The following is an 18208-nucleotide window of genomic DNA, read 5'->3' as shown; positions in this document are numbered from 1 at the left end:
ACTAATCTAATTTAACGCCAATATATCTTCGTTGATTTTGATTGTTATAAATTGCAATTAAAATAGTTTTTTGATTAGAGTTTATTGCTTTCTGAGTGATATCTCTTAAATCATCTGCTGATTTAATTTTTTTCTTCTGAGCTTCAATAATAATGCTATTGATCTCGATTGAGTTTACTAAAGGACTGTTATTAGCCATATTGGTAATTACTAATCCTGTAGTTTGGTTTGGTAATTTACGGTTTTTTATATCCTCTTTAGTTAAAGGTCTTACTGATATTCTTAAACTCTCTACAATTTCATCTAAATTATTTTCATCTTGTTTTGGATTTTCACTTACTTTGAAGTCATCAGAGGTTTCTAATCTTCCCAACAAAACCTTTTTGGTTATTTCTTTTTTATTTCTCCAAATTTTTACATCTACATTTTTTCCAACTTCTGTTCTTGCAACAATTGCTGGCAACTCTTTCATTTGCTTAATCTCAACTCCATTAAACTCTAAAATAATATCTCCAGCCTGAATTCCTGCTTTTTTAGAAGGACTATTTTCAGCAACACTTGCAACTAAAGCACCTCTTGGTTTATCTAGTTCTTCAACCTCAGCAATTTCTTTTGTTACATCTTGAATTCTTACACCTAGCCAACCTCTTTTTGTTTCACCAAATTCAATTAATTGTTTAATTACTTGTTGAGCACTATTGGATGGAATTGAAAATCCTATACCAATAGAACCATTTCTTCCTAAGATGGCTGTATTAATTCCAATTACATTTCCTTCCATGTCAAATAAAGGTCCACCTGAATTTCCTGAATTTATTGATGCATCTGTTTGAATAAAATCTTCATATCTTGATAACCCAATAGATCTGTTCCTTGCTGAAATAATTCCAGCAGTTACTGTCCCGCCAAGACCAAATGGATTTCCAATTGCTAAAACCCAATCACCAATTCTTGCTTTATCAGAGTCTCCAAAGCCAACTGGTTTAAATTTATCTTCTGTATCTAATTGTAACACTGCTATATCCATCAAAGGATCGGCGCCAAGCACTTTTGCTTTATATTCCTGGTCTCCGTTAACTCTAACAATAATATCATCAGCATCCTGAATTACGTGATTATTTGTAACTACCACTCCCTTCTCATCAATAATAAATCCAGAACCCAAAGCTGCTGATTTTCTCTCTTGAGGAGTTCCAAATTCTTTAAACATATCTTCAAATGGAGATCCTGGAGGGAATTGAAATGGAAAAGAGTTATTATTTGTAACCACAGTAGTTGAAGTAGAAATATTTACCACAGAAGGCATTAATTTTTCTGCAAGATCTGCAAATGATGCTGGAACAGGTCTAGAGTTTGATTGTAATGAAAAACTTAGAGAAAATATAATTGTTAAAACAATAAATTTTAATTTTTTCATATTAACTTTTAATAAAATAAATAATCACAAAACCTATAACTGCAAAAATAAGTCCTCCTGATCTTAGTTGACTATCTTTAACCAGTTCAAGTTTTTTAAGCATACTTTTCATTTTTGCTGGAAATAAGGCATATAAAATTCCCTCTATAAATAAAAAAAGACCAAAAGCTATGACTAGCTCATTCATCTAAAAATTATTGTTTAATATCGGGAGTTGTATTTCCAAAAAATTTAAAAAATTCACTATCTGGAGACAAGATCATTGAGGTTTCACCTGCAGTAAACGCTTTACTATAAGATTGCATTGATCTGTAGAAAGAAAAGAATTCAGGGTCTTGTCCGAAAGCATCTGCAAAGATTTTATTTCTTTCACCGTCACCTTCTCCCTTCATGATTTCTGATTGTTTTTGAGCATCTGCTAATATCACGGTTACTTCTTTGTCAGCAGTCGAAGTAATTGTCACTGCCATCTCAGCACCTTTTGCTCTAAATTCCTTTGCTTCTCTTTCTCTCTCAGTCTGCATTCTTCTGTAAATTGCATCACTGTTTGCTGTAGGAAGATCAGCTCTTTTTATTCTTACATCTACAATATTTATTCCAAAATTTTGCGCTTCGTTATTAACTCCGTCTTTAATCAAAGACATTTGTTTTGATCTATCTTGTGATAGCAAAGTTTGTAATTCTTCTTGACCCAAAACATTTCTAATTCTTGAGTTTATAATCGTAGACAATCTTGATCTTGCAACCCTTTCGTCTCCAACAGAAATATAAAATTTCAAAGGATCAACTATTTGAAATCTCGCAAAAGCATCAACAATCAATCTTTTTTGGTCAGATGCAATTACTTCCTCTGGCGGGGTATCTAAATTTAAAATCCTTTTATCTAAATAAACAACGTTTTGAATAAATGGAATCTTAAAGTTCAAGCCTGGTTTCATTATAATTCTTTTTGGATCACCAAATTGAAGAATTATCGCTTGATTAACTTCTTTGACTATGATTACTGATAGGAACGCTACAACACCAATTAAAACTAATATTCCAGCTACTATTTTTCCAGCTTTCATTTAATTTGTCTCTTTCTTTTTTAATTCTGGTAACGGTAAGTAAGGAACCACACCTGAACCAGACTCTTTATCTATGATAATTTTATTTATATCTGCTAAAACCGTTTCCATTGTCTCTAAAAACATTCTTTCTTGTGTAACTTGTTTTGCTTTAGCATACTCATTGTAAATTGCTAAAAATCTACTAGCTTCACCCTCAGCTTTAGCAACAACTTCTTTTTTATAAGCTTCTGCAGCTTGTAAAATTTTCTGCGCTTCCCCTCTTGCTCTTGGGATCACATCGTTTGCATAAGCTTCAGCCTCGTTTTTAGATCTTTCCATATCTGCTCTCGCAGCTTGAACATCTCTAAATGCATCAATTACTTGATCAGGTGGATCAGCTTTTTGCGTTTGTACTTGAGTAATTTGTACTCCACTTTCATAATCATCTAAAATGCTTTGAATAATTTCTTGAGTTTCAATCTCAATACTTGATCTACCTTCTGTTAATATTGGTTGAATATCACTTTTAGCAATAACTTCTCTCATTGCTGTTTCTGCAGCTGCTTTAACAGTTCCTATAGGATCCTGAATTTTAAACAAAAAATTTCCAGCATCTTTGATAACCCAAAATACCGAAAAATCGATGTTTACAATGTTTTCATCACCAGTAAGCATTAAACTTTCTTGAGGAACATCTGCAACTCCTCCACCTGTAGAAAAACCACTATCTCTTTCAGACCTAAATCCAATATCGATTCTATTTACTTTTGTTACTTTTGGAGTTTGAACAGTCTCAACTGGAAAAGGAATATGATAGTTCAATCCAGGTTGAGTAGTTTTAACAAATTTTCCAAATCTAAGAACAACTCCTTGTTCATCAGGTAATACTCTATAAAGCCCACTTGCAAGCCATACAAAGGCTAAGACTAATAAAATTAATCCAATAGACTTTCCACCTGAAGATTTTCCACCAGGTAAAAACTTTCTTATTTTGTCTTGAAACTCTCTGATAATTTCATCTACGTTTGGTGGTGTTGGTCCTCTTCCTGAACCATTTCCTCCACTTCCACCTCCTGGAGGTGTTCCCCATGGGCTTCCGCCTCTGCCTCTGAAATCATCTGACATATGTCAAAGTATATAGTGTCTTTATCGCAAAAAACAAGTAAGGATAGTTTTATGTCAGATAAAAAGCCAGAACTAAGTGACGCAATGAAAAAGAAGGTGGAGCCTAGAGTTTTTACAAAAAATCCAATTCTAGGAACTAAGTTTACTATTGCTATATCAAGTGCAAAAGGTGGTGTAGGTAAATCTACATTTGCAACGAATCTTGCTTTGGCTTTAAAAAAAGTTGGATGCAAAATTGGATTGTTAGATGCTGATATTTATGGTCCTTCAATTCCAAAAATGTTTGATATTAATGAAAAGCCAAAAAGTGACGGTCAAAAATTAGATCCCATAACAAAATATGACATTCAATGTATGTCAATTGGATTTTTAGCAGATCAGCAAACTCCGATGATTTGGCGTGGTCCAATGGTGACGAGTGCAATTAAAACTTTTACTCAGAAGGTTAATTGGAAAGATTTAGATTTTATAATTGTTGATATGCCTCCAGGAACTGGTGATACTCAATTAACTTTTTCACAAGAAATTAAAATGGATGGTGCAATCATAGTATCAACTCCACAAGAAGTTGCTCTTTTGGATGTAAAAAGAGGAATTAAAATGTTTGATAAGCTTGGAGTTAAAATTTTAGGTTTAGTTGATAACATGAGTTTTTTTGTTGGAGATGATGGAAAGAAGTACAAAATTTTTGGAGAAGGTGGGGTAAAAAAAACAGCAGAAGAATTTCAGAAAGAATATTTGGGAGAAATACCAATCAATCCAGAAGTTGGAAATTCTGGTGATCAAGGAAAACCAATAGTCGAATCAAACCCAGAACATGAGATTTCAAAAATATATCTAGATTTTGCTGAGAAGATTAAATCAACTTATCTTTAAGATCAAAAGCAGCCATTAATTCATTCCATTCTCTTTTAGATAGACCTGAGCTTTCAACATCTACATTTTCACCTTTAATAAGTTTTTGAATTATAACTTTTCCCTTAGCAGAAACCTCTGTCCCTCCTACTCTGTAATCCATAAATGCATCATAAGTTATCGGTACCCATTTTTTAACTGTATCCAACATTATGTCTGCATAAACTCTAATTTCATACTGAGCGTGACTATCAGCTCTTAACCTTAAAAAGTTCATTAAATTTAATAAATCAGTTTTCCAATACCACTGAGTATAAGTATTTAATGTTAGGTTCATTCTTGCAAGTTCTCTTGCTAATCCTTTTTTATTCTCGTCAATTGTTGAACCATCATATCTTTCATTAAGCATTGTTTCATAATTGTCATAAGTTCTCTCTGCATCACTTTTCAAAAGTTCTAAAACTTCTTCTGCTTGTTTTCCTTCAAGGACATCTCCTCTTCCTTGTCGGTTACTAGTCGATTGTGCAGCTAAATTTTCTTTAGTTGGTAAGTAGAATTCTTTATCTAAAATTGAATATCTTGCAGAGTATTCATTAACGTTGGCGGTTCTATGTCTGATCCACTGCCTTGCAATAAATATTGGAAGTTTAATATGATATTTTATTTCACACATTTCAAATGGAGTGCTGTGCCAATGTCTCATCAAGTATTTTATTAAACCTTTATCTGTTGAAACTTGCTTTGTCCCTTTTCCATAAGATACTCTTGCTGACTGAACTATAGACGTGTCATCACCCATATAATCAACTACTCTTACAAATCCATGATCTAATGCTGGCAGCGCTTCATAGAGTATTTTTTCAAGCTCTGGAGCGGTAACTCTTTTAGTTTGATTGCTTTGGGATTGCTGGCTTTTTATTTCTTCTGATTGTTCTTTTGTTAATTTCATGATTGTTATTGAATCTGTTGTAATTACTTTTATATTATTAATGTTGGATTTCCAACTACGACGATAAACGAATTTCGTAATAACCATTGCGGACGTGGGGGCAGTACCCACCACCTCCACCATTACAACTTACGGGGGTGAACTAGAATCGACGGGTGACTAAAGGCTATTCTTTCGTTCGGGATTGTTCCACCGTAACGGGCTAATTTATAATTGCTAACGAAAGTTACGCACTTGCTGCATAATTAACTTAGTTAATTAAGCACGGGGTCCGGGGCACCTGGCAACAGAACGCCCCCTACTTCAAATTGATGATAAATTAATTTTTTTTGAGTATTTTTTTTTAGGTGAATTTTTTATTACTGCTTGTCCACAACGCATAACACCTCTTTTTTTATCAAATGTCATTTTTGGTTCTCCATATAAAGTCCAACCATTTGACAATGCCTCAGTAACACGGTGACAAAATTTTGATGTGTCATCATCTGTAATAAATCTGTATCCCTTCATAAAACTCTCTCTATTTGTCTTTTAATTCGGCTTGTGCAGCAGCCAATCTTGCTACAGGAACTCTGTATGGAGAACAAGAAACGTAATTTAATCCAGCTTTTGAGCAAAATAAAATACTGTTAGGATCACCACCGTGTTCTCCACAAATTCCAAGTTTAATATTTTTATTTTGACTTTTTCCCTTTTCAACAGCTATTTTGATTAAATCTCCAACTCCATCATCTATCGAAATAAACGGATCAATTGAAAAAATTTTATTATCTATATAATCATTTAAAAATTTTCCACTATCATCTCTGCTTATTCCAAATGTAGTTTGAGTTAAATCATTAGTTCCAAAGCTAAAAAATTCAGCATGTTTTGCAATGTCTTTGGCTTTTATAGCCGCTCTAGGAAGCTCAATCATCGTACCTACCATAAACTCAATTTTTAATTTAAGCTCTTTTTGAACTTCACTTGCAATTCTAATTACTAAATCTTTCATAATTTTTATTTCTGCTTCAGTAGATACTAATGGGATCATAATTTCTGGAAAAGCAGATCTAATTTTTTCTTTTTTAAGCTCTGCTAGAGCTTCAAATATTGCTCTACATTGCATTTCATATATTTCAGGAAAAGATATTCCAAGTCTACATCCCCTATGACCCAGCATGGGATTTTGTTCATGCAATTCGTCAATTCTGGATTCTACTTCTTTTACTGGAAGATTTACAATATTTGCTACTTCATTAATCTCTTTATCTGTTCGAGGCAAAAACTCATGAAGAGGTGGATCTAACAACCTTACTGTAACTGGTAATCCACTCATAATTTTAAATATTTCTATAAAATCCTTTTTTTGATGAGGTAAAAGTTTTTTTAATGCAATTGATCTATCTTCTTTAGTTTTCGATAAAATCATTTCCCTTACTGATAAAATTCTCTCTTCATCAAAAAACATGTGTTCAGTTCTGCAAAGACCAATTCCTTCAGCTCCAAAATCTTTTGCTGTTTTGGTATCCTTGGGCGTTTCAGAATTTGTTCTAATATTTAATTTTCTAAAACTATCTGCCCAATTCATTATTTTGGAAAAATCTCCAGATATCTCTGGCTTAACTGTTGCCACTCTTCCTGATATAATTCTACCAGTTGATCCATCTATTGTAATGACGTCCCCTTCTTTAATTTCCATTGAAGATGTTTTAAATGTCTTCATCTCATAATTTATATCAATTTCACTTGAACCAGATACGCATGGTCTTCCCATGCCTCTTGCAACTACTGCAGCATGACTCGTCATTCCTCCTCTGGCTGTCAAAATTCCTTTAGCAGCATGCATTCCTTGTATATCTTCAGGTGACGTTTCTACTCTTACTAAGATGGTGTCTTGCATCATCGAAGTTAATCTTTCGGCTTCTTCTGAAGTAAAAACCACCTTCCCACTTGCTGCTCCTGGTGAAGCAGGTAAACCATTTGCTATCACATTGATTGTACTCTTTTCATCAAGTGTAGGATGCAGAAGTGTGTCTAAAGAATTTGGATCAATTCTCAATACTGCTTCTTTTTTTGATATTAATTTTTCCTTAACCATATCAACTGCAATCTTTACCGCAGATTTTGCAGTTCTTTTTCCGGATCTAGTTTGAAGCATCCACAGTTTATTGTTTTCAACCGTAAATTCCACATCTTGCATATCTTTGTAATGTTTTTCCAATTTTTTTAAAATTTTTTTTAATTCATTGAAAACTTTTGGCAAAGACTCCTCCATTGAAGGCGCTTCAACTTTAGCATTTTTTCTTGCCTTCTTAGTTATATATTGAGGTGTTCTTGTACCAGCAACGACGTCCTCACCTTGTGCATTAATTAAGTACTCACCATATATTTCATTTGATCCATCTGATGGATTTCTTGTAAATACGACTCCGGTAGCACAATCGTCACCCATATTACCAAAAACCATTGATTGAACGTTGACTGCTGTTCCCCATTCTGCTGGTATTTGATTTAACTTTCTATAGACTTTTGCTCTATTACTTTCCCATGATAAAAATACAGCACTAATTGCTCCAAATAGTTGTTGAAACACATCTTGAGGAAATTCTTTTTTTGTTTTTTCCTTTACTGTTCTTTTAAAATCTTCAATTAAACCATCCCAATCATTTTCATCTAAGTCTGTATCTAACAAAACACCTTTTGTTAATTTATAATTTTCAATTAACTCTTCAAAATGATAGCCCTCTACACCCATCACAACGTTTCCATACATTTGAATAAATCGTCTGTAACTATCTTTGGCAAATCGCCCATTGGAAGTTTTCAAAGCTAAAGCTTTTACTGTTTTGTCGTTTAAACCCAAATTAAGAATTGTATCCATCATCCCTGGCATAGATACTCTAGCACCCGATCTAACAGACAATAACAAAGGATTTTTTAAGTCTCCAAATTTTTTAGAAACATCTTTTTCTATATTTTTTAATTCTTTTTTTATTTGAGAAATTAAATTGTTATTCAATTTTTTCTTATCTTTATAAAAAATCTCACAAACTTTAGTAGATATTGTAAAACCAGGAGGAACTGGCAAACCCATTCTGCCCATTTCAGAAAGGTTAGCACCTTTGCCACCTAAAAAATTTTTTGGATTTTTAATACTTCTAGATTGTTTCGAATTAAAGTTTAATATGAGTTTTGTCATTAGCTAGACTCGATTAAAGAAAAGTTAACATAATTGTCGAATGTTTTACACATCATTTGAATTAGTTCTAGCCTATTTTTCTTAATTACCAGATCATCCTCATTCACAATTACATTATCAAAAAAATCAAATACCTCTCTTTTAATACTTGCTAAATTGTCCAATGTTTGAACAAAATTTTCATCATTATTAATACTAGAAAAATATTTCCTCAATTCATTAATTTTTTTAAATAAATTTTTTTCAAGCTCAGTTTTAAAAATACCAGGGTCGGTTGTATTAGATAATTCGATTTTATCTTTTTTTAGCTCACTTTCTAGAATATTTGATGCTCTTTTATAACTTGCAATAATATCTATTCCGTTTTGTTTATTTATTACTTTATTTAAATTTTTTGCTTTATTAAAAATAATTACAGATTCATCTAAGTTATAAGAACTTATTGAAGCTTGTATTATATCGTTTCGGATATTTTCCTCCTTCATATAATATTTCAATCTCTCTAATAAAAAATCTAGTAATTCTTTTTGTAAAGATTTATTCTCAAATTCAAATCCTTGATCCTGATACAAACTTGAAGAATAATTTATTAAATCTCTAATTTTAAAATCTTTATTATTTTCAATGATAATTCTAACAATCCCTAATGCTAATCTTCTTAAAGCAAAAGGATCCTTGGAACTTGTTGGTTTTTGGTTTACACCAAAAAATCCAACTAAAGTATCAATCTTGTCAGCTAAGGATAAAGCAATGCTATAAGGTTTTTTTGGAATTCTTGTTCCAGATCCAACGGGTAAATATTGCTCACTAACAGCAAGTGATATTTCTTTATCAAAACCTTGTACATTTGCAAAATAACCTCCCATAATCCCCTGAAGTTCTGGAAATTCACCAACCATTTCAGATAATAAGTCTACTTTGCTAATCGATGCTGATAATTCTACTTTTTCTTTGCTAATTAATAACTCATCAGAAATAATAGCACCAAGCTTTCGCATTCTTTGAGCTTTATCAAAATAATTTCCAAGACCTTTGAAATAATTCATTAATTTTAAATCAGAAATTTTTTTGACCATGTTTTGAGCTTTATCTTTCTGCCAGAAAAATTCTGCATCACTTAATCTTGCTTCAACTACTCTTTCATTTCCTAATTTAATTAATCCTTTTTTATCTTTATTGTTTGCTACTACCAAAAATTGATTTGTAATGTTTCCTTTTTTATCAAAAGTAGGAAAATACTTTTGGTGGTGTTGCATGGTTAGTATTAAAATCTCTTTAGGTATATTTAAAAATTTTTTATCAAATTCACAAACAATTATGTTTGGTTGGTCAGTTAAATCGACTACTTCCTGAAGAAGCTTGGGATTACTATCAATATTTATATTTCTTTTTTTTAAAATAATATCGAATTTTTTTTCTATTAAATCTTTTCTCTCAGTGTGATCGATAAGTATATCCATTTTTTTAAAAAAATTTTTATAAGATTTAAAGTCTAAAAATAGTTTTTTCTTTTCTTCAAATTCTTTATCTACAAATGTTGAATTAGATGAAATGAAATGATGAAATTTAAAATTTAATTTTTTTTTATCAAAGATGGATAAGATAGATTTTAATGGCCTACCCCATAATAGTTCATAATTTGACCATCTCATTGACTTTTTCCATTGAATTTTATTCAGTATTTGAGGTATGGCTCCTTCTAATAATGTATGAGTATCTAATTTTTTTGATCTAGTTTTATAAAAATAGAACTCACCTTTATCTGTTTTTTTTATAAACAATTCTTTTTTTGAAACACCATTTGATCTCGCAAACCCCTCCAACGCAGCATCTGGAGACTTTGTACTAGGACCTTTTATTTCCTCAGATTTTAAAACTATCTTCTTTTCAACTCCCTCAAACAAAATTGATAACCTATTGGGTGTTGAGTAAGACGAACTTTTTTTAAATTTAATAGATTTTTCTAAAAAAAATTCATTAAAACTTTTTAGTAAATTTTCTCTTAAATTTTTTTGTAAATTTGAAGGTATTTCCTCACTAAACAATTCTAAGAAAAATTCAGACATTATTTTTGACTATCTAACCAAATACTAGCCGCTGATTTTGTAATATCTCTTATTCTTGCAATATATCCTGCTCTTTGAGCAACGCTAATTGCTCCGCGTGCATCTAATATATTGAATACATGACTTGCTTTTAAACATTGATCATAAGCAGGTAATGAAATTTTTTTTTCAACTAATGACTTTGCTTCCAACTCGTGCATATCAAACATTTTAAAAAGTGACTCTACATTTGCATGTTCAAAATTATATGCTGAAAATTCTATCTCAGCTTGATGAAATACTTCTTTATATTTTACACCATCATCATTCCATAACAGATCATAGATATTTTTTTGCTGCTGAATAAACATGCATATTCTTTCTAATCCATATGTAATTTCTACAGAAACAGGTTTGCACTCAAATCCTGCCATCTGTTGAAAATAAGTAAATTGAGTAATTTCCATGCCATCACACCATACCTCCCAACCAAGACCAGCAGCGCCCAATGTTGGACTTTCCCAGTCGTCTTCTACAAATCTAACGTCATGATCTGAATGATCAATTCCTATAGACGATAAACTATTGAGGTAAAGTTTTTTAATATTTTCAGGCGAAGGTTTTATAAGAACTTGAAATTGATAATAATGTTGAAGTCTATTTGGATTATCTCCATATCTTCCATCTGTGGGTCTTCTTGACGGCTGCACATATGCTGTCTTCCAAGGTTTAGCCCCTAATGACCTCAATGTAGTTGCTGGATGAAATGTGCCTGCTCCTACTTCCATGTCATAAGGTTGTAGAACTACACATCCCTTTTTGCTCCAAAACTTTTGAAGATTTAAAATTGTATCTTGAAATGTAAGAATTTTCTCTTTTGATTTAGAAACCATATCTTTGCCAGATTGATCTTTCATCTAAAATATTTGCAAATTGGTCAATATGATTTGAAGATGAAAGTTTTTGACTTAACCAACCTTTTGTTTTTTCAAATTTTTTAATTACAACATCTTCACCATACTTTTCTTTTAAGATTTCATGTGCATCTCCTATGCCATCTATTAATCCTAATTTCTTAGCTCTTGAACCTGACCAAAATTCACCAGAAAATAATTCTACTTCTATTTTATTTAATTTTGCTCCACGACTTTTTTCAACAACATTTATGAAATCTTGGTGTAAATCTAATTGAATATTTTTAAGTCTTTGAATATCTTCTTCCTTTTCTTCCATAAAAGGATCAAGTGTGCTCTTATTCTTTCCAGCTGTGTGAACTCTTCTCTCAACGCCTATTTTCTTGATTAATTCAGTAAAACCAAATGATGAATATATAACCCCTATAGAACCAATAATTGAACTTGAATTTGCATAAATTTCATCTCCAGCACATGAGATGAGATATCCTCCAGATGCAGCAACATCTTCTGCAAAAAAAATAACTTTCTTATTACTTTTTTTAGCTTGCTGACGAATAAAACTATAAATTAAATGTGACTGTACAGGTGAACCTCCTGGAGAATTGATTGATATTGCTACTGCAGCAGCTTTTTTTAGTGAAAAAGCTTTTTTAATAATGTCTTCCTGTCCTGCAAAATCAATACCTTGCTTAAATTTACCAGCATTACCAATAACGCCATTTAATTTAATATGTGAAACAATTTTTTTCTTTTTTAAAAAGGAGAACATATTTATCTCTTACAGAATATTTGGTTGATTATAAAGACTACTTATAATTGAAGAAATAGGTGCGTCAAATGATAAGTAATAAATATATCTTATTTATATTAATTTAAAAATAATATGGGAACTGTAGTACAGCTTAAAAACCAGATAAATAATTCATATTTCCAATTGAGAGATTCTGTTGAAGAAAAACTAGCTTTGGCTGAAGAAAGAATAAAATCCAAATTAACTAGTGATGTTCAATTAGTTCAAAAAATGACTAATTATCATATAGAGACTGGTGGCAAAAGACTTAGGGCTTTATTAACATTGGGAAGTGCTAAGTTATGTGGTTACTCAAAAGGTTCAAGAGATGTAAATTTAGCAGCTTGTGTAGAACTTATTCACAGTGCCACTTTGATGCATGATGATGTTATCGATGAAGGTGAGATTAGAAGAGGTAAAGAAACTTTAAATAAAATTTGGAGTAATCATTCCTCGGTTTTAATTGGAGATTATCTCTTAAGTAGATGTTTTGAGATGATGGTTGAAGATGGAAACTTAGAGGTATTAAAATTATTATCATCAACTTCATCTAAAATTGCCCAGGGAGAAGTATTACAACTACAACATAATAATGAAGTTGATATGCTTGAAGAAACATATCTAAAAATTATCTCTGCCAAAACTGCAGAACTATTTGCTGCTTCAACAAAAGTAGGTGCAATTTTAGCTGAAGTAGAAAATAAAGAAAAAGATGCGCTAGAATTTTATGGAAGGAATTTGGGGTTAACTTTTCAAATTGCAGATGACACGTTAGATTATAATTCAGAATTAAAGTTATTTGGAAAAAAAATAGGAAAAGATTTTTTTGAAGGAAAAGTGACTTTACCAATAATCTTGCTTTACCAAAAATTAGAAAACAATGAAAAAAATAAGCTAAAGGAAGTATTTAATAAAAAAGAAAGAACAAAAGAAGATTTTGATAATATTATATCTTTAATTAATAAATATAAGATCATAAATGAATGCTACCAAAAAGCTCAGCATTATATTAATTTAGCATCAAATTCTTTAAGCGTGTTCAAGGATACTAAAGAAAAAGAAATTCTTAAAAAACTTACATCTTTTAGTTTAGCAAGAAATTTTTAAGGACTTAATAAAGACTTATTCCATAATCCATTCTGGCTTTTTGTATATAGCAATCTTTCATGAATTCTATTTTCTCCATCTAACCAAAACTCTATATTTTGTGGATTTAAATTCCATCCAGACCAGTGTTTTGGTCTAGGAACTTTTGTTTCATCAGAATATTTATTTTTATATACCTTAATTGAATTTATTAATTCATCTCTATTTTTTAATTCTTGGCTCTGATTTGATGCCCATGCACCAATTCTACTTTCATATGCTCTGGAAGAATAATATTCATCTGCAACATCATCAGAAACTAATGATACCGTCCCAGTAATTCTGACTTGTCTTAAAAGACTTTTCCAATGAAAACACATTGAAGCGTTAGGATTTTCCTTTAGTTCATTACTTTTTCGACTATTTAAATTAGTGTAGAAAACAAATCCATCTTTATTAAAACCCTTAAGGAGTACCATTCTGACTGATGGAACATTATTTTTACTTGAAGTTGCTAGCGCAACTGCATTTGGATCATTGAGTTCACTCTGTTTAGCCTTTTCCATCCATAATTCAAATAACTTAATAGGGTCATCTAAATTTAAAAAACAGCTGTTAATACCAAGTTGGTTTTTTTCATTCATAATTTAAACAAAATAATCTATATAATATAAATAATGTCATTTAACACTTTTGGAAAGCTATTTCGTTTCACAACTTGGGGTGAATCTCACGGTCCTGCTATTGGCTGTATAGTTGACGGTTGTCCTCCAAACATAAATCTAGATGAAAAAGATATTCAATTAGAATTAGACAAAAGAAAACCTGGACAATCAAAATTTACTACACAAAGAAAAGAAGACGATAAGGTACAAATACTTTCAGGTGTATTTGAAGGAAAAACTACTGGCACACCAATTTCTCTAATTATTTATAATAAAGACATGAGATCTAAAGATTACGGAAATATTAAAGATAAATTTAGACCAGGTCATGCGGACTTTACCTATTTCAAAAAATATGGAATTAGAGATTATAGAGGCGGAGGAAGATCTTCAGCTAGAGAGACGGCCTCAAGAGTTGCGGCTGGTGCTATAGCTAAACTAGTACTTCAAAAAAAATTAGGAAAAAAATTTAAAGTTATAGGTGCTGTAACTCAATTAGGAATCTTAGGATGTGATACGTCACAGTGGAATGATAAAATTATTTCAAAAAATCCATTCTTTTGTCCAGATAAGTCCATGATTAAATTATGGGAAAAATATTTACTTGGTGTAAGAAAATCAGGGTCATCATGTGGCGCTGTAATAGAGGTTAGAGCAAGAGGTATTCCTGCAGGTCTTGGTGCACCTATTTATTCAAAATTAGATTCTGATATTGCATCAGCGTTTATGAGCATTAATGCAGTTAAAGGAGTAAATGTTGGTGCTGGAATGAATTCTGCACAACTAAGTGGCGAGCAAAACTCTGACGAAATATCATTAAAAAATAATAAATTAAAATTTAACTCAAATAATGCAGGCGGGATCTTAGGCGGAATTTCTTCTGGTCAAGAAATAATAGCATCATTTGCAGTTAAACCTACATCTTCAATTTTAACTACAAGAAAAACTATTAATAAATTCGGAAAAAATACCACAATATCAGTTAAAGGGAGACATGACCCTTGCGTAGGAATAAGAGCTGTTCCAGTTGGAGAAGCTATGATGAATTGTGTTTTATTAGACCACTACTTAATGAATCAGGCTCAGTGCGGATAAATAGTTAGTTTTTTACTACTCTAATTGAGTCCTTATTAAATAAAACTTCTAAAACTTTTTTTGTAATTTGTGGACTATTCAATCCAGCAATATCATACATTTTTTTTGGATTATCTTGCTCTATAAATTCATCTGGAAGAGTCATGGATCTAAATTTTAAACCTTTATCAAATATTCCTTTTTCAGCTAATAAATTTTTAACATGGGATCCAAAGCCTCCTATAGAGCCTTCTTCAATTGTAATCATTAATTCATGTTCTCTTGCAGATTTTAAAATTAAATCTTCATCTAAAGGTTTTGCAAATCTGGCATCTATAATTGTTGTTGAAATACCCTTTGCTTTCAATTCTTCTGCAGCTACTTTACATTCCTCAAGTCTAGTACCTAAGCTCAACAAACAAACTTGGGTTCCTTGCTGAATAATTTTTCCTTTACCTATCTCTATTTTTTCCTCTATTGAAGGAAGTTCAACTCCAATACCTGTTCCTCTTGGATATCTTATTGCACAGGGTTTATCATTAATATCAACCGAAGTATTAATCATTTTTACTAACTCAGCTTCATCACTAGCTGCCATCACGATAAAATTTGGTAAAGTTGACAAATAAGTAATATCAAAAGACCCTGCGTGCGTTGATCCATCTGCGCCAACTAATCCAGCTCTATCAATTGCAAATCTTACAGGTAGACTCTGTATTGCTACATCATGCACTACTTGATCATAAGCTCTTTGTAGAAAGGTAGAATAGATAGCTGCATAGGGTTTATACCCTTCTGTTGCAAGACCTGCAGCAAAAGTAACTGCATGCTGTTCAGCTATACCAACGTCAAACATTCTTTTTGGAAATTCCTTGCCAAAGATATCCATACCGGTTCCACCTGGCATTGCTGCAGTTATTCCAACAATCTTACTGTCTTTTTTTGCATGCTTAACAAGTGTATTTGCAAAAACTTTTGTATATGCAGGTAAATTAGAGCCACTTTTTTGTTGCTCTCCAGTTTCAACATTAAATTTTGATACTCCATGATAGTGATCACTAGCTTTTTCAGCATAAGAATATCCTTTTCCTTTTTGAGTTTTAATATGTATCATAATTGGACCCTCATGCTTTGAGTCTCTAGCATTTCTTAAAATAGGGACAAGTGTGGAAAGATCATGACCATCTATTGGTCCTGCATAATAAAAACCAAGTGAGCTAAATAGTGTTCCACCGGTGACAGCAGAACGAAAAAAATCTTCTGCCTTACCAGCTTTAGCACTAAATCTTTTTGAAAAAGCTGAGGTGATTAATTTTAAAGTTTCTCTTAAGCTAAAATAGATTTTTCCAGTAAATAACTTTGCTAAATATGTTCTCATCGCACCTACTGGTTTTGCTATAGACATATCATTATCATTTAATATAACGATCATTTTAGTTTTTGATGCGCCAGCGTTATTCATAGCTTCATATGCCATACCAGCACTAATTGCGCCATCTCCAATAACAGCTATTACATTTGAGGATTTATTTTCTAATTTATTTGCTTCAGCCATGCCAAGTGCAGATGATATAGATGTGGAACTATGAGCTGCACCAAATGGGTCATACTCACTCTCAGATCTTTTAGTAAAACCTGATAAACCGTTACCTTGTCTTAAGGTTGTAATTTTTTGTTTTCTTCCCGTTAAAATTTTATGTGGGTATGCTTGGTGTCCTACATCCCAAATTAATCTATCATTAGGTGTGTCAAAAACATAGTGCAGAGCTACAGTCAGCTCAACAACCCCTAGACCTGCACCTAAATGTCCACCAGTTTTAGATACTGCACTGATCATCTCTTCTCTAACTTCATCAGCTACTTGTTGTAAATCATTTTCAGAAACTTTTCTTAAATCGGATGGAAAGTTAATATTATCTAAAAACTTGTAATTATTTTTCATTTATTTCTATTTAATATAAATTCTAATGTATCGTTTAAATTTTCTGATTTTGAACCATAAATTTTTAAATTTCTATTAATATCTGAAATAATCTTACCACAATATTTGATTGAAGCATCATAACCTAGCAAACTTATAAGGGTAGCTTTGCCTTTTTTTTGATCTTTTTTTGTTCTCTTCCCAGCAATTTTAGAATTACCTTTAAAATCTATTAAATCATCTGCTATTTGAAAAAGAAGGCCAATATCAGAACCAAGACTCTCAAAAAATTTTATTTCCTTTAGACTTTTCTCCTTAATGATTGCTGGTACTGCACAACAAAAACTAAAAAGTTTTCCTGTTTTTTTAATTTCCATTTCTATAATTTGTTTTTTTGAAACTTTCTTTTTTTCAAAATCTAAATCTAAATATTGACCACCCGCTATACCCAAATGTCCTGAACACATAGAAAGTTTATCTACTAATTTAACTTTAATTTTGTCCCTCAACCTTATCTTAGAACTAGTTAAAATTTCAAAAGCCATTGTTAATAATGAATTTCCAGCGAGGACAGCTGTCGACTCACCAAATTTAATATGAGCTGATGGTTTACCTCTTCTCATATTATCATTATCCATGCATGGTAAATCATCATGAATAAGAGAATAAGCATGAATACATTCTACAGCAGCACCTACAGCAATTAATGTATGATAGTTAATTGAGAATAACGATCCAATATCAATTAATATTTTAGATCTAATTTTTTTTCCTCCAGGAAATAATCCATACTTCATTGCGTAAATTAATTTGGAATTTTCTTGTTCCTGAATGTATTTTTTCAAGAATAAATTAGTATCTTCTGCAATTTTATTAAGTTGATTTTTCACTTTCTCTTAATGATATCCTTAATTTTTTTATTTGTATTTTCACTAATAGATCTTAAATTTTTTTGAAATTTTTTTTCAATTAAATTATTTAATTTTATTAACTCTTGATAGCTTTCTACAGAATTGTCTAAGTCATCTTTTTCCTCTAAAGACTTTATCATTTGATTTGCCTCATCTGTTAGCTCTTCAAGCGTTCTATTGTCATAATCGAGTGGTAAATTTTTATCTTTCATATATTAATCAT

17 protein-coding genes and 1 other RNA gene are annotated in these 18208 nt (G+C 31.4%); 4 read left to right on the top strand and 14 right to left on the bottom strand.

Going from position 1 to position 18208, the window contains the following annotated elements:
* Window position 1: 1 nt before the first annotated feature.
* Genes ACTTAX_RS06755 through hflK form a run of 4 tightly spaced genes read right to left on the bottom strand, consistent with a single transcriptional unit; the run spans window position 2 to window position 3591 of the window.
* The gene (locus ACTTAX_RS06755) at window positions 2-1417 is read right to left on the bottom strand and encodes a Do family serine endopeptidase (RefSeq protein ID WP_440693857.1); all 1416 of its coding nucleotides are present in this window, start codon (window positions 1415-1417) and stop codon (window positions 2-4) included.
* A 1-nt stretch (window position 1418) separates the two neighbouring features.
* On the bottom strand, window positions 1419-1604 hold the full coding sequence (locus ACTTAX_RS06750) for a DUF2065 domain-containing protein (protein ID WP_075506268.1): 186 nt from the start codon (window positions 1602-1604) through the stop codon (window positions 1419-1421).
* A gap of 7 nt (window positions 1605-1611) precedes the next feature.
* Window positions 1612-2484, bottom strand: coding sequence for a protease modulator HflC (gene hflC, locus ACTTAX_RS06745; RefSeq protein ID WP_262590310.1), 873 nt, complete (start codon window positions 2482-2484; stop codon window positions 1612-1614).
* A complete protein-coding gene (hflK, locus tag ACTTAX_RS06740) occupies window positions 2485-3591 on the bottom strand; it encodes an FtsH protease activity modulator HflK (RefSeq protein ID WP_440693855.1) in 1107 nt (368 codons plus the stop codon).
* A 51-nt stretch (window positions 3592-3642) separates the two neighbouring features.
* Here hflK and ACTTAX_RS06735 point away from each other — a divergent pair, with 51 nt between their 5' ends.
* Entirely contained in the window at window positions 3643-4467 is an 825-nt protein-coding gene (locus ACTTAX_RS06735) for an Mrp/NBP35 family ATP-binding protein (RefSeq protein WP_440693854.1), read from the top strand.
* On the opposite strand, the gene thyX is transcribed toward ACTTAX_RS06735, so the two are convergent.
* Window positions 4448-5395: an FAD-dependent thymidylate synthase gene (gene thyX, locus ACTTAX_RS06730; RefSeq protein ID WP_440693852.1), complete on the bottom strand. Its 948-nt coding sequence runs from the start codon at window positions 5393-5395 to the stop codon at window positions 4448-4450. The two genes, ACTTAX_RS06735 and thyX, sit on opposite strands and share 20 nt — an antisense overlap.
* Window positions 5396-5399: 4 nt before the next feature.
* Here thyX and ssrA point away from each other — a divergent pair.
* Window positions 5400-5698, top strand: a transfer-messenger RNA (tmRNA) gene (gene ssrA / locus ACTTAX_RS06725).
* Here the strand turns inward: ssrA and ACTTAX_RS06720 are convergent.
* From ACTTAX_RS06720 to ACTTAX_RS06700, 5 genes are read right to left on the bottom strand one after another with little or no spacing between them, the layout of a single operon-like run.
* Window positions 5699-5905 (bottom strand): DUF1737 domain-containing protein, encoded by a 207-nt coding sequence (locus ACTTAX_RS06720; RefSeq protein WP_075506272.1) that lies wholly within the window; start codon window positions 5903-5905, stop codon window positions 5699-5701.
* 10 nt (window positions 5906-5915) lie between these two features.
* A complete protein-coding gene (ppdK, locus tag ACTTAX_RS06715; protein ID WP_440693850.1) occupies window positions 5916-8576 on the bottom strand; it encodes a pyruvate, phosphate dikinase in 2661 nt (886 codons plus the stop codon).
* On the bottom strand, window positions 8576-10642 hold the full coding sequence (gene glyS, locus ACTTAX_RS06710) for a glycine--tRNA ligase subunit beta (protein ID WP_440693848.1): 2067 nt from the start codon (window positions 10640-10642) through the stop codon (window positions 8576-8578). The genes ppdK and glyS overlap by 1 nt, the downstream gene beginning before the upstream one ends.
* Entirely contained in the window at window positions 10642-11538 is an 897-nt protein-coding gene (locus tag ACTTAX_RS06705) for a glycine--tRNA ligase subunit alpha (protein WP_440693847.1), read from the bottom strand. Before ACTTAX_RS06705 ends, glyS begins: the two co-directional genes overlap by 1 nt.
* Window positions 11504-12307, bottom strand: a complete 804-nt coding sequence (locus ACTTAX_RS06700; RefSeq protein ID WP_440693846.1) for a S49 family peptidase — start codon at window positions 12305-12307, stop codon at window positions 11504-11506. Before ACTTAX_RS06700 ends, ACTTAX_RS06705 begins: the two co-directional genes overlap by 35 nt.
* Window positions 12308-12421: 114 nt before the next feature.
* Here ACTTAX_RS06700 and ACTTAX_RS06695 point away from each other — a divergent pair, with 114 nt between their 5' ends.
* On the top strand, window positions 12422-13435 hold the full coding sequence (locus ACTTAX_RS06695; RefSeq protein WP_440693844.1) for a polyprenyl synthetase family protein: 1014 nt from the start codon (window positions 12422-12424) through the stop codon (window positions 13433-13435).
* On the opposite strand, the gene pdxH is transcribed toward ACTTAX_RS06695, so the two are convergent.
* Window positions 13432-14058 (bottom strand): pyridoxamine 5'-phosphate oxidase, encoded by a 627-nt coding sequence (gene pdxH / locus ACTTAX_RS06690; RefSeq protein WP_440693842.1) that lies wholly within the window; start codon window positions 14056-14058, stop codon window positions 13432-13434. The two genes, ACTTAX_RS06695 and pdxH, sit on opposite strands and share 4 nt — an antisense overlap.
* Before the next feature lie 33 nt (window positions 14059-14091).
* Here pdxH and aroC point away from each other — a divergent pair, with 33 nt between their 5' ends.
* Entirely contained in the window at window positions 14092-15174 is a 1083-nt protein-coding gene (gene aroC / locus ACTTAX_RS06685) for a chorismate synthase (protein ID WP_440634240.1), read from the top strand.
* 4 nt (window positions 15175-15178) lie between these two features.
* On the opposite strand, the gene dxs is transcribed toward aroC, so the two are convergent.
* From dxs to ACTTAX_RS06670, 3 genes are read right to left on the bottom strand one after another with little or no spacing between them, the layout of a single operon-like run.
* Window positions 15179-17095 carry a 1-deoxy-D-xylulose-5-phosphate synthase gene (dxs, locus tag ACTTAX_RS06680; protein WP_440693840.1) on the bottom strand — a complete coding sequence of 639 codons (1917 nt, stop codon included), beginning with the start codon at window positions 17093-17095 and terminating at the stop codon, window positions 15179-15181.
* Window positions 17092-17964 (bottom strand): polyprenyl synthetase family protein, encoded by an 873-nt coding sequence (locus tag ACTTAX_RS06675; RefSeq protein WP_440693838.1) that lies wholly within the window; start codon window positions 17962-17964, stop codon window positions 17092-17094. The genes dxs and ACTTAX_RS06675 overlap by 4 nt, the downstream gene beginning before the upstream one ends.
* A complete protein-coding gene (locus ACTTAX_RS06670) occupies window positions 17961-18197 on the bottom strand; it encodes an exonuclease VII small subunit (protein WP_440693836.1) in 237 nt (78 codons plus the stop codon). Before ACTTAX_RS06670 ends, ACTTAX_RS06675 begins: the two co-directional genes overlap by 4 nt.
* Window positions 18198-18208 lie beyond the last annotated feature (11 nt).

The sequence above is a fragment of the Candidatus Pelagibacter sp. HIMB1695 genome (assembly GCF_052047655.1).
Lineage (GTDB): Bacteria > Pseudomonadota > Alphaproteobacteria > Pelagibacterales > Pelagibacteraceae > Pelagibacter.
The sequence above is the reverse complement of the archived record's forward strand: the minus strand, read 5'-3'. Positions and strand labels throughout refer to the sequence as shown.